At 67.3% G+C, this 12,465-nt stretch carries 10 protein-coding genes and 1 other RNA gene; 9 read left to right on the plus strand and 2 right to left on the minus strand.

The features are described from left to right. Window positions 1-146 precede the first annotated feature (146 nt). The 7 genes from FU658_RS05765 (at window position 147) to FU658_RS05795 (ending at window position 10,710) form a co-directional block, all read left to right on the plus strand. Entirely contained in the window at window positions 147-1,535 is a 1,389-nt protein-coding gene (locus tag FU658_RS05765) for a replicative DNA helicase (protein ID WP_147891213.1), read from the plus strand. 81 nt (window positions 1,536-1,616) lie between these two features. Continuing rightward, window positions 1,617-2,702 carry an alanine racemase gene (alr, locus tag FU658_RS05770; RefSeq protein ID WP_147891214.1) on the plus strand — a complete coding sequence of 362 codons (1,086 nt, stop codon included), beginning with the start codon at window positions 1,617-1,619 and terminating at the stop codon, window positions 2,700-2,702. A 444-nt stretch (window positions 2,703-3,146) separates the two neighbouring features. Next, window positions 3,147-4,805: a S8 family serine peptidase gene (locus tag FU658_RS05775; protein ID WP_187265949.1), complete on the plus strand. Its 1,659-nt coding sequence runs from the start codon at window positions 3,147-3,149 to the stop codon at window positions 4,803-4,805. A 77-nt stretch (window positions 4,806-4,882) separates the two neighbouring features. Then, a complete protein-coding gene (locus FU658_RS05780; protein ID WP_147891216.1) occupies window positions 4,883-5,530 on the plus strand; it encodes a PPC domain-containing protein in 648 nt (215 codons plus the stop codon). A 234-nt stretch (window positions 5,531-5,764) separates the two neighbouring features. Continuing rightward, a complete protein-coding gene (locus tag FU658_RS05785) occupies window positions 5,765-7,609 on the plus strand; it encodes a S8 family serine peptidase (protein WP_147891217.1) in 1,845 nt (614 codons plus the stop codon). A gap of 148 nt (window positions 7,610-7,757) precedes the next feature. Then, entirely contained in the window at window positions 7,758-9,206 is a 1,449-nt protein-coding gene (locus FU658_RS05790) for a cryptochrome/photolyase family protein (RefSeq protein WP_147891218.1), read from the plus strand. 49 nt (window positions 9,207-9,255) lie between these two features. Beyond that, window positions 9,256-10,710 carry a WS/DGAT/MGAT family O-acyltransferase gene (locus tag FU658_RS05795; RefSeq protein WP_147891219.1) on the plus strand — a complete coding sequence of 485 codons (1,455 nt, stop codon included), beginning with the start codon at window positions 9,256-9,258 and terminating at the stop codon, window positions 10,708-10,710. A 45-nt stretch (window positions 10,711-10,755) separates the two neighbouring features. Here the strand turns inward: FU658_RS05795 and ssrA are convergent. Further along, window positions 10,756-11,115, minus strand: a transfer-messenger RNA (tmRNA) gene (gene ssrA, locus FU658_RS05800). 77 nt (window positions 11,116-11,192) lie between these two features. Next, window positions 11,193-11,690: an SsrA-binding protein SmpB gene (gene smpB, locus FU658_RS05805; protein WP_147891220.1), complete on the minus strand. Its 498-nt coding sequence runs from the start codon at window positions 11,688-11,690 to the stop codon at window positions 11,193-11,195. A 61-nt stretch (window positions 11,691-11,751) separates the two neighbouring features. On the opposite strand from smpB, the gene FU658_RS05810 reads away from it, so the two are divergent. Together FU658_RS05810 and FU658_RS05815 are read left to right on the plus strand one after the other, a co-directional pair. Continuing rightward, the gene (locus tag FU658_RS05810) at window positions 11,752-12,180 is read left to right on the plus strand and encodes a type II toxin-antitoxin system RatA family toxin (protein WP_147891221.1); all 429 of its coding nucleotides are present in this window, start codon (window positions 11,752-11,754) and stop codon (window positions 12,178-12,180) included. After that, a complete protein-coding gene (locus tag FU658_RS05815; protein ID WP_147891222.1) occupies window positions 12,173-12,460 on the plus strand; it encodes an RnfH family protein in 288 nt (95 codons plus the stop codon). The genes FU658_RS05810 and FU658_RS05815 overlap by 8 nt, the downstream gene beginning before the upstream one ends. Window positions 12,461-12,465 lie beyond the last annotated feature (5 nt).

The following is a 12,465-nucleotide window of genomic DNA, read 5'->3' on the forward strand; positions in this document are numbered from 1 at the left end:
CAGGGATACAACCCGCAGGGTTGTCCACCAGTTGTCCACAGGGTTGTGCATAACGCTCCGGCCGCGCCGGAGGCTAGCATTGGCGGCCGCGTGCCACCGGCCCGAGTCCGGCCGCCGCCCACGCCACACCACGCAGCGAGAACACCATGGCCCTGAGCCCGGAACGCAAGTCGTCCGACGCCACGATCGAAAGCCTGCGCCTGCCCCCGCAGTCGCTGGAGGCCGAGCAGGCCGTGCTGGGCGGGCTGATGATCTCGCCCGATGCACTGGACCGGGTCGGCGACTTCCTCAAGGTGGAGGACTTCTACCGGCGCGACCACCAGCTCATCTACCGCGGCATCCTGGAGCTCTCGGAGAAGAGCCGCCCGTTCGACGCGGTGACGCTGGGGGAGTGGTTCGAGGCCAATGGTTTGTCCGAGCAGGCGGGCGGGACCGGTTACCTGATCGAACTGGCCAACACGACCGCATCGGCGGCAAACATCACCGCCTACGCCGAGATCGTGCGCGAGAAGGCGGTGCTGCGGCAGCTCATCGAGGCGGGTACCGACATCGTCAACGACGGGTTCCAGCCCGGCACCCGGCCGATCAACGAGGTGCTGTCGGATGCCGAGCAGAAGGTCTTCCGGATCGCCGAGCAGGGCGCGGCGGGGCGGCGCAACTACGTCACCTTGAAGGACGCGATGCGCGATGCGTTCACCCAGCTCCAGGAGCGCTACGAGAACCAGGGCCAGATCACCGGCCTGCCCACGGGTTTCACCGACTTCGACGAGCTGACCGCGGGCCTGCAACCGTCCGACCTGATCATCCTGGCCGCGCGCCCGGCGATGGGCAAGACGACGCTGGCGCTGAACATCGCCGAGTTCGCCGCGCTCAAGACGAAGAAAGCCTGCGTGGTGTTCTCGATGGAGATGTCCGCCTCGCAGCTGGCCTTCCGCCTGATCTCCTCGATGGGCCGGGTCAATGCCACGCGCCTGCGCAACGGCATGCTGGAGGACGAGGACTGGAGCCGGGTGAACTCGGCCATCCGCATGCTCTCGGAGGTGAAGATCTTCATCGACGACACGCCGGCGCTGAGCCCCAACGACGTGCGCTCGCGCTGCCGCCGGTTCAAGCGCGAGCACGACCTGGGCCTGGTGGTCATCGATTACCTGCAGCTGATGCAGGTGCCGGGCAGTTCGGAGAACCGCACCAACGAGATCTCCGAGATCTCGCGCGGGCTCAAGGCGCTGGCCAAGGAACTGCACGTGCCGGTCATCGCGCTCTCGCAGCTCAACCGCGGCCTGGAGTCGCGCACCGACAAGCGCCCGGTCATGAGCGACCTGCGCGAATCGGGTGCCATCGAGCAGGACGCCGACATCATCGTCTTCATCTACCGCGACGACTACTACCACAAGGATTCACCCGACCAGGGCCTGGCCGAGGTGATCATCGCCAAGCAGCGTAACGGCCCGACCGGTACCGCGAAGCTGAAGTTCTTCGGCGAGTACACGCGCTTCGACAACCTGGCGCGCGACAACGTCGGCAGCTTCGAGTAGCGCCCGCGAACGGCCACGATCCGCCTGTGCCGCGCCCGGCATATCGATCACAATGGGCCTCCGCACACCCTGGACCTGCCCGTGTCACGACCTGCCGTTGCCCGCATCCACCTCGACGCGCTGACCCACAACCTGGGCGTGATGCGCGCCCGCGTCGGGGGTGCCCGGGTGATGGCGGTGGTCAAGGCCGACGGGTACGGCCACGGACTGGAGCGGGTGGCCGCGGCACTGGCTGGTGCCGACGCGTTCGGGGTCGCCTCGCTCGAGGATGCCGAGCGCCTGCGCGCGGCCGGGCACACGCACCGCATCGTGCTGCTGTCGGGCTTCGTGGAGCCGGCCGACCTGCCACGACTGCGCGAGCTCGACCTGGACTCGGTCGTACACCATCCGGCACAGATTGAAATGCTGGAAGCACATCCGCCCGGGCCGGGCGACGAGCGCCTGCGAGTGTGGCTCAAGCTGGACTCCGGCATGCACCGGCTGGGGTTCCCGGCCAGGGACGCTGCGCACGTCCACGCCCGCCTGCGGGCCTTGCCGGGCATCAACGGGGACATCGTGCTGATGACCCACTTCGCCAATTCCGACGTCTTCGACGACGAGCAGACCCGGCGGCAACTGGCCACGTTCGACCAGGCCACGCAGGGACTGCCGGGCCAACGCTCCCTGGCCAATTCCGCGGCGGTGCTGGGATGGCCCATGGCGCAGGCGCAGTGGGTGCGTCCTGGGGGAGCGCTGTACGGCATCTCCGTGGTCCCGGGGATGCCCGGCACGGCGTTCGGGTTGCGTCCGGCGATGACGCTGGCCTCCAGGCTGATCGCGATCAACCCCGTCGAGGCGGGTGAGCCGGTGGGATACGGGGCGACCTGGCATGCGCCCGAGGACATGCGCATCGGCGTCGTCGCGCTGGGCTACGGAGACGGCTATCCGCGTGCGGCGAAGACGGGCACGCCGATGCTGGTGGACGGCATCGAGGTGCCGGTGGTGGGGCGGGTGTCGATGGACCTGATCACGCTGGACCTTAGGAACGCCCCGGCCGCCGCGATCGGGAGCGAAGTCGTTGCGTGGGGGCAGGGCCTTCCGGTCGAGCGCGTCGCCGAGCATGCGGGGACGATCGGCTATGAGCTGGTGTGCTCGATCACGCGACGGGTACGCTTCCTCGAGACGTGATCGCCACGAGGGCTCGACGGCTCGGGCTTAACGAAATAATTACAGGATTGGCCGCCAACCCCTTCCGCGGATGGGGGCCATCGAGGGTTCTGGCTTCGCCGATTCCCAAACCTGTTTTGCGCTGAACGCAAACGCTGGCAACGTTCTCCTGTCAAGCATCCATGCCGTGGAGGCGATATGCCCTTTTCATCATTCGTTCATATGTTGTAGGTTCGACGACGCGGCAGAAAGAGTGACGTGGTTCACACGCATGCGAGGGAACGCGTTACATGTGTCTTTACACGCTCGTTTGAGCAATCTGGGGAAAGATCGAATATGAAGAAGAGGATGTTGGTCACTGCCATGGCCGTGGGCCTGGCGGCAACCGCAGGTGCGGGCTCCGCATTTGCGAAGGACGCGGGTGAGCGCGTCTGGATCGGTTTCCACGACGGTCAGCAGGTTTCCATGCAGCGGACACTCCAGCGCGAAGGCGCCGAGGTCCACTTCGAATTCAACGAGATCGGTGCGGTGGTCGCGACGCTGTCGCAGGACGCCATCACCCGACTCAAGGAAAGCGGCGCGGTCAAGTACATCGAGCCCGACCACAAGCGCTACCCGATGGGCTCGATCGTGCCCTACGGCATCGACCTGGTGCAGGCGCGCGACGTGTGGGATTCCAATCGTGACGGCAGCATCGATGCCGGCGCCCCGACGGGCGAGGGCGTCACCGTGTGCGTCATCGACTCCGGCCTGACGGCGGGCCACCAGGATTTCGCGAACATCGACGTGATCGGTGGCTATCCCGAGGGCTGGGACAACGACCGCTGCGGCCATGGCACGCACGTGGCCGGCAGCATCGCCGCGGACTTCAATGGCGAGGGCGTGGTCGGCGTCAGCCCGGGCGCGGTGTCGCTCTACATCGTCAAGGTCTTCGGCAATTCCAGCACCGCCAGCTGCCAGTGGAGCTACAGCTCCACGCTGGTCGATGCCGCACAGCGCTGCGCCGACGCAGGCGCCAGCGTCATCAACATGAGCCTGGGTGGCGGTGGTTCGTCCACGGCCGAAGGCAACGCCTTCCAGGCCCTGCGTGACCAGGGCGTACTGAGCGTCGCCGCGGCCGGCAATGGCGGCGACACCTCCCTGAGCTTCCCGGCGTCCTACGACGCGGTGGTCTCGGTGGGCGGCGTGGACTCGCAGAAGAACCACTACACGGCTTCGCAGCGCAATGCCCAGGTCGAGCTGGCGGCGCCCGGCGTCGGCGTGCTCAGCACGGTGGGTTACTCGGACTCCGACTTCAGCGTCGCCGGCTCGGGCTACATGGTCGGCGCGATGGATGGCACCGTCGAGGCCACCGCGAGCGGTGACCTGGCCGAAGGTGGCTTGTGCCTCGAGGCTCTGAGCGACGTGGACGGAAAGATCGTGCTGTGCGAGCGCGGACAGATCTCCTTCGCCGACAAGGCGCTCAACGCGGTGGCCGGTGGCGCTGCGGGCGTCGTGGTCTACAACAACGCGCCGGGTGGTTTCTCCGGCACCCTGGGTGGCGTGGCGGTTTCCGTCCCGGTGCTCAGCCTGAGCCAGGAAGACGGCCAGGCGCTGGTGGCCGACAGCCTCGGCATGTCGGCGTCGGTGAGCACGATCTTCACCTACCCGGCAAACGGCTACGACACCTACAGCGGTACCTCGATGGCGTCGCCGCACGTGGCGGGTGCCGCTGCGGTGGCCTGGAGCGAGGACCCGGAGCTGAGCCTGACGCAGGTGCTCCACGCGTTGATCGCCGGTGCCGAGGACCTGGGTGCCGAAGGCCGCGACCACCTCTTCGGTCATGGCCTGATCCAGCTCAAGGACACCATCGACATCATCCGCAGCGGTGATATCCCCGAGCCGCCGCCGCCGCCGCCGCCGCCGCCGCCGCCGGAGTCGACCGCGCTGGTCAACGGTGAGCTCGTCGAGCTCGACCCGATCCCGGGTGGCCAGTGGGCCCGCTACTACATCGACGTCCCGGCCGGTGCCGAAAACCTGGTGATGGAGCTGCGTCCCCTGGAAGGTGCCACGGGCGATGGCGACATCTACGTGCGCTTCGGCGACATGCCGTCCACGACCGAGTACGACTGCGTCCGTGGCTGACCGGCAACACCGAGACCTGCACCTTCGAGGAGCCGGAGGAAGGTCGCTACTACGTCTGGGTGCAGGCGTTCGGTTCGGTGGAGGTCAGCAATGTCTCGCTGGAAGCCCGTTTCGAGGGCGGTATCGACCCGGATTACCCGTTGCAGCTGCAGAACGGCGTTCCGGTCGAGATCGACTTCATTGAAGCCGACGGCTGGCGCTACTTCTACATCGACCTGCCGGAGGGCAACAGCAACGCGGAGTTCAACCTCAGCGAGCTGGAGGGTACCGAAGGCGATGCCGACCTGTACCTGGGCATCGGCTTCCTGCCCGACGAGACGGATTTCAGCTGCCGCTCGTGGGCTGCCGGAAGCAACGAGTCCTGCTTCGCGATCGATGGCGCGGAACTGCCGGCGGATCGTTACTACATCGGCATCCACGCGTGGCCGGGTGACGGCGACGTGGCGAACGTCGAGGTGGAGGCGAAGTTCGACGTCGAGGTCGTGGGTCCGAACCCGACCAACCTGACGGGAACGACCAGCGGTGCGCGTATGCGTCCGACCCACCACCTGAGCTGGGATGGTGGTGAGGATCAGGTCGACGTGTGGCACAACGGCGTGATCGTCCACACCGGCGTCAACGGCGGCGAGTTCTCGAAGCAGATGACCCCGGGCAGTGGCATGTCCACCTGGCAGGTCTGCAACGCGGGCACGGACGAGTGCAGCGACGAGATGCAGATGCGTTGATGCACGCGTGAAACGCGGTCGGTCCACGGACTGACCTTGAAGGGCCCGGCCTCAAGCCGGGCCCTTTTTTTTGCGCCCAGGCCCCGCTGTTTCCTGGTGCGATCGCAGGGGGACACCATTGCTGCGGCGCGTCATTCGCGCCCAGGAAAGCGTGCTAGGTTTGGCGCTTGGATAAAGGGCGCAGGGAAGACAGATGCCCGCAATGCGACACTATTTCGGGGAGTCAAACGACACATGAAGCAACGCACTCTGGTAACGGCGTTGGGCCTCGGCCTGGCGATGGCCTTCAGCGCAGGCGCGACCGCGGGCGAAGGCCCGGATCCTGACCGCGTCTGGGTCAAGTTCAAGCCTGGCAGCCAGGCGCAGGTGGCCCAGTCCCTGCGCGGGGCAGGCGGACGCATCCACCACCAGTTCGACGAGCTCGGCGCCTTCGCCGTCTCGGTGCCACAGCAGGCGCTGCAGGGCCTGCGCAACAATCCGAACATCGAATACATCGAGGCTGATGCACCGCGCTATCCGATGGCGCAGATCCGTCCCTACGGCATCGACATGGTGCAGGCGCCGCAGGCCTGGGCGAGCGGGGCGACCGGCGGCGGGGTGATGGTTTGCGTCATCGACTCCGGCATCCACGCCGCGCACGAGGACTTCCAGGGCGTGAACCTGGTCGGCGGGTATCCGACCGGCTGGAACACCGACTCCTGCGGCCACGGTTCGCATGTCACCGGCACCATCGCGGCAGCCGACAACAACGTCGGCGTGGTCGGCGTGGCCACCGGCGAGATCGACATCTACACCGTCAAGGTCTTCAACGGATCCAACTGTGGCTGGAGCTACAGCTCGACCCTGGTGGACGCAGCCAACCGCTGCGCGAACGCCGGCGCGAAGGTCATCAACATGAGCCTGGGCGGCGGCTCCTCCTCGACCACCGAGCGCAATGCCTTCCAGAACCTCTACAACGCGGGCGTGCTCAGCGTGGCTGCCGCCGGCAACGGCGGCAACACGCAGATGAGCTATCCGGCGTCCTATGACGCCGTTGTCTCGGTGGCGGCCATCGACCAGAACAAGGCCCATGCGAGCTTCTCCCAGCGCAACAGCCAGGTCGAACTGGCGGCACCGGGCGTGGGCGTACTGTCCACCGTGCCGTTCGAATCCGCATCGGCGACGATCGGCGGGACGGGCTACATCGTCGAAGGCATGGACGGCACCTTCCAGGGCACGGGGTCGGGCACGGTCGTCAACGGCGGCCGTTGTCTTTCCTCCGGCTCGTGGAGCGGCCGCGTCGTCATGTGCGAGCGCGGCGACATCAGCTTCGCCGACAAGGCCGCCAACGTGACGGCCGGCGGTGGCACCGCCGCGGTGATCTACAACAACGAGCCGGGCGGCTTCGGTGGCACGCTGGGTGCCGGCGGCTCGTCGATCCCGGTCGTGTCGATGACCCGCGAGGATGGCCTGGACGTGGTCGGCAGCAAGCTGGGCACCCAGGGCAGCGTCAGCACGGTGGTCAACAACCAGGGCAACGGTTACGCCTATTACGACGGCACCTCGATGGCCAGCCCGCACGTGGCCGGTGTCGCGGCCGTCGTGTGGAGCGCGGTGCCGACCGCCACCGTCGGGCAGATCCGCGAGGCACTCGCGGTGACCGCGGAGGATCTGGGTGCTTCCGGCCGGGACACCCTCTACGGTTGGGGCCTGGTGCGCACCAAGGCCGCGATCGACTACCTGACCGGCTCGGGTGGTGACCCGGATCCGACCGATCCGGACCCGACCGACCCGGACCCGACCGACGTGGTAGCCAAGGTGGGCAACATCAACCTCAGCCATGTCTCGCGGGGACCGAACACGAACACCACTGCGGCGGTGACCATCGTCGACCAGAACGGGCAGGGCATGTCCGGCGCCAGCGTGACCGGCTGTTTCTCCGGTTCGGTGAGTGGGTGTGCGGTCGGTTCGACGAACGCTTCGGGCGGCGTCAGCTTCTCCACCGGCAACTACCGGGGGACGAACCTGACGTTCTGCGTGACCGATGTCACGGGCCCGAACACCAGCTTCGACGACACCAACGCCTGCCGCAGCCGCTGATTTCCCGGCGGATTGCGTGAAAACGACGCCCCGGCCCGTGCCGGGGCGTCTTCGTTGACGGGGGCCACACAAGCGGCTCGGCAGACTGGCCGGCAGAACCGGCGTGCCCGTGCGCCCGACCGTGCCGTCCCCGCCACTGGAGCCCCCGATGAGCCACGCCCTGGTGTGGATCCGGCGAGACCTTCGCCTCGCCGACAACCCCGCCCTGCGTGCTGCCCTGGAGGCGGGCCACGCGCCGATCTTCGTGTACGTGCATGCGCCGCAGGAGGAGGGCGACTGGTCCCCAGGCGCCGCCAGCCGGGCCTGGCTGGGTCGCTCGCTGCTGGCGTTCGAATCCCGGCTGGTCGAACATGGTGCGTCGCTGGTGGTGCTCGAGGCTGCCTCGGATGACGCCCTAGCATCCCTCGCGGCCCGGGTCGGCGCGGTGGCCGTGTACTGGAACCGGTGTTACGAGCCGGCGAGCATCGCGCGCGACAAGCAGGTCAAGATGCGCCTGCGCGACGAGGGCCTGGAGGCCCGCAGCTTCAATGGCGCGCTGCTGGTCGAGCCGTGGCAGGTGCACACCGGGGAGGGCGGGCCGTACCGCGTCTTCACGCCTTTCTGGCGGAAGGCATCCGGCCTGCTGGCCGACCCTGCGCGATGGACGCCGCCGGCCCGGCTGCCGGCGCTGCCCGACGCCATTTCCGGGCACGAGCACGGCCCCCGGGCCATCGAGGCCCTGGGTCTCGGGCCCCGGTTGGATTGGGACGCAGGCTTCTGGAAGCGCTTCGAGCCCGGAGAGGCCGGCGCCGTCGAGTTGCTCGATGCCTTCATCGAGGGCGCGGCCGGAAGCTACCTGGAGCAACGCAACCTGCCTGACAGGGCCGGCACGTCGCGTCTGTCCCCGCATCTGCATTTCGGCGAGATCGCCCCGTGGCGCATCGTCGACGCCTTGCGCCGCGCCGGCTTCCCGAAGGGTGCGCAGCCACAGGTCGATGGCTACATCCGCGAACTGGGGTGGCGGGAGTTTTCCCACCACCTGCTGTTCCACTACCCGGATACAGCCACCGGGAACCTCAACCCCCGCTTCAACGATTTCGACTGGTCCGATGCGAAGGAACACGCTGCCGCGCTGGAGGCCTGGCAGCAGGGCCGGACGGGCGTGCCGATCGTCGATGCCGGGATGCGCGAGCTGTGGCAGACCGGCTGGATGCACAACCGGGTGCGAATGATCGTGGCCAGCTTCCTGACCAAGAACCTTCGCCTGCGATGGCAGCACGGCGCACGCTGGTTCTGGGACACGCTGGTCGATGCCGACCTGGCCAACAACACCCAGGGCTGGCAGTGGACGGCCGGGACCGGCGCGGATGCGGCACCTTACTTCCGTATCTTCAATCCGGTGACGCAGGCCGCGCGCTTCGATACGCGGGGCACCTACATCCGGCGCTGGTGCCCTGAACTCGCGGACTTGCCCGACAAGGCGCTGTATGCGCCGTGGGAGCACGAGGACGAGCGCAAGCTACGTGCCCCGTCGTGGCCGGCGCAGCCTGTCGTCGACCTCAAGGCCTCGCGCGAAAAGGCGCTGGCGGCCTACCAGCGCACCACCGCTTCGCGTTGACGCTCGCAAGGGGGCGTGATTCACTCGCCCACACGGCAGGGAGGGGCGGATGAGCGAGCAGCGCGCAAGCGGGTCCAAACGCGAGTCGATGTCGAAGGTCGACACCGCCTGGCTCAGGATGGAACGCCCCACCAACCTGATGATGATCACCGGCGTGCTGATGTTCGCCGAGCCGGTGACGCTGGAGAAGCTGCGCCGGATCATCGAGCAGCGCTTCCTCGCCTACCCGCGCTTCAACCAGAAGGCGGTCGATACCGCCACCGGCGCCTCCTGGGTCGTCGACGAAGACTTCGACATCGACTACCACGTCCGCTTGACCGCGCTGCCGGGCACGGGTGGAAAGAAGGAGCTCGAGCGCCTGGCCAGCCAGCTGGCCTCCACGCCACTCGACCACTCCAAGCCCCTGTGGCAGTTCCATCTGGTGGAGCGCTACGACGGCGGCAGTGCGCTGATCTCGCGCATCCACCACTGTTATGCGGACGGCATCGCGCTGGTGCAGGTGTTGCTGAGCCTGACCGATGTCAGCCGCCGCCCGGGCCGAGGTCGCGACCTGCAGCGGGCGTGGCTGAAGGAGGATGGCGCCGGCGTCGCCAAGCGCGTCGGTGCGATGGACCGCTACATCAAGATGGGCGGAAAGATGCTCGAAAAGAGCATGGAGATGTACCGCGACCCGACACTGCCGATGGTCCTGGCGCGCGAGGGCAGCGAGATCGCCCGCGAGCTGGCCACGGCGCTGAGCCTGTCGGACGATCCGCAGACGGTGCTCAAGGGACGGCTGGGCGTCAGCAAGCGCGTGGCCTGGGCGGAGCCGCTGGACCTCGAGGAGGTCAAGGCCGTCAGCCGGGCGTGCGATTGCACGGTCAACGACGTGCTGCTGGCCGCCGCCACCGGTGCGTTGCGCAGTTACCTCATCGAGCGGGGCGAGGCGATCGATGGCCTGACGCTGCGCGCCACCGTGCCGGTGAACCTGCGGCCGCTGGAGCACGCGCGCAAGCTCGGCAACCACTTCGGGCTGGTTTTCCTGGAGCTGCCGGTGGGAGAGGCCAACCCGATGGCGCGCCTGGAGCGCGTGGCCGCCCACATGCGCGAACTCAAGAATGCACGCCAGGCGATGGTCACCTACGGCCTGCTCGCGGCGGTGGGCATGACCACGCCCAAGGTGCAGCAGTTCGCGCTGGAGTTGTTCAGCCGCAAGGCCTCGCTGGTGGCGACCAACGTGCCCGGTCCGCAGATGCCGCTGTACATGGCTGGCAGCGAGATTTCCGAGATGATGTTCTGGGTGCCTCAGAACGGTTCGATCGGGCTGGGCATCTCGATCCTGAGCTACAACGGCCGGGTGCACTTCGGGCTGATCGGCGACGCGCGCCTCGTGCCCGACCCGGAGGCTGTGATCCAGCGCTTCAGGCCGGAGTTCGAGAAGCTGCTCTTCGTGGCGCTGATGGCGGACTGGGATGCGAAGGTGGACGCCGATTGCGCGGACAGCCTGGTGGGCTGTCGGTCCTAGCCGGGCAAAGAAAAAACCCCAGCCTGGCGGGCTGGGGTTCGGTGTTGGTGGAGGTGGGGGGAGTTGAACCCCCGTCCGAAGGCACTCAATCGCCGGATACTACATGCTTAGCCCGCCGTTGGATCTCGTCGTGGAGCAGTACGACGTGCTAGACGCACCCCACGACCAGCCTGCTTTGATTTAACCAGAATAGGGCTGACAGGCAGCCACCCTAGGCGATCCCGTGATAATGACCCTACACCGACGAGCACGAGCACAAGTGGGTTCGGGGCTTACGCCTTAAGCGGCGAGAGCGTAGTTGTCGTCGTTGGCAACTAAAAGTTTGCTGCTGGATTAACGAGGAAAGCCGCCCCCTCGGCATGCACCGGTCGAAATCGCGACCCCCGTCGAAGCCATGTCACCCCCGGGAAATCGTTTGTTCGTCCGATCACGGTCAAGTATGGGGGCGCGAGCCTGAACGGACAAGCACTTCCCCCACCGGATCAGGCGTTGGGATTGTGCCGGCGCATGACGCGCTGCTTGTCGCGTGCCCAGTCGCGCTCCTTGATGGTGGCGCGCTTGTCGTGGCTCTGTTTGCCCTTCGCCAGCGCGACCTCCAGCTTCACCTTGTTCTTCTTCCAGTACATCGCGGTGGGGATCAGGGTGTAGCCGTCGCGCTCCACCGCACCGATCAGCTTGTCGATCTCGTGGCGGTGCAGCAGCAGCTTGCGCGTGCGCCGGTCGTCGGCCACCACGTGGCTGGAGGCGGAGATCAGCGGCGGGATCTGCGCCCCGAACAGGTAGATCTCGCCGTTCTTTATCAGCGCGTAGGACTCCACCAGCGAGATGCGCCCCGCCCGCAGCGCCTTGACCTCCCAGCCCTGCAGCGCAAGCCCCGCCTCGAAGCGGTCCTCGAGGCTGTACTCGTAGCGCGCGCGCTTGTTCAGCGCGATCGTGGAGTCGCCTCCTGTATCCTTCTTGTTCTGCTTTTTCTTGGTCATTTTCCCTTCCTGACCGCGCATTGTCGCCGATGCGGCCGTGGCGGGCGAGGGTGGAGTCGCGATGAGTTCGATCCAGCGCAGCGCCCTGGTGCGGCAGTCCGCCGAACGCATGTTCGATCTGGTCAACGATGTGGGGGCATATCCGAGGCTTTTCGACTGGTGCGAGGCGTCCCAGGTGCTGGAGGCGAGCGATTCGCACATGGTGGCGACGCTTCGCCTGCGCGCCGCGGGCCTGCGCACCGGCTTCACCACCCGCAACCTGCTGGTTCCCGCACAGCGCATCGAACTCGACCTGGTCGACGGTCCGTTCCGGAGGCTCTCCGGGGCGTGGCGCTTCCAGGCGCTGGCGGAGGATGCCTGCAAGGTGTCGTTGAACCTGGACTTCGAGGTGAGCAACCGCGTCATGGGCTCGGCGCTGGCGCTGGGCTTCCAGGGCCTGGCCGACCGCATGGTGGACGACTTCTGCCGGGTGGGAATGCGCGATGGCTGAGGACGCCTGCATCCACGTGGAGGTGGTGCATGCGCTGCCGGGGCGGAGCTGGCGGGTGCGCGTGGCGTTGCCGGTGGGGGCCTGCGTGGCCGACGCGCTCGCCCAGGCCGACCTGGCGAAGCAGGTGCCGGGGCTGGACATCGATCCCGCCCGCCTGGCGGTCTTCGGGCGCCTGGTCAAGCCCCGTGATGAGCTCCACGATGGGGACCGGGTCGAGATACTGCGTCCACTTCTGGCCGATCCCAAACAGGTGCGGCGCGAGCGGGCGCGTCGATCCTGATTGGC

It is taken from the genome of Alkalisalibacterium limincola, from assembly GCF_008017755.1.
Classification (GTDB): domain Bacteria; phylum Pseudomonadota; class Gammaproteobacteria; order Xanthomonadales; family Xanthomonadaceae; genus Alkalisalibacterium; species Alkalisalibacterium limincola.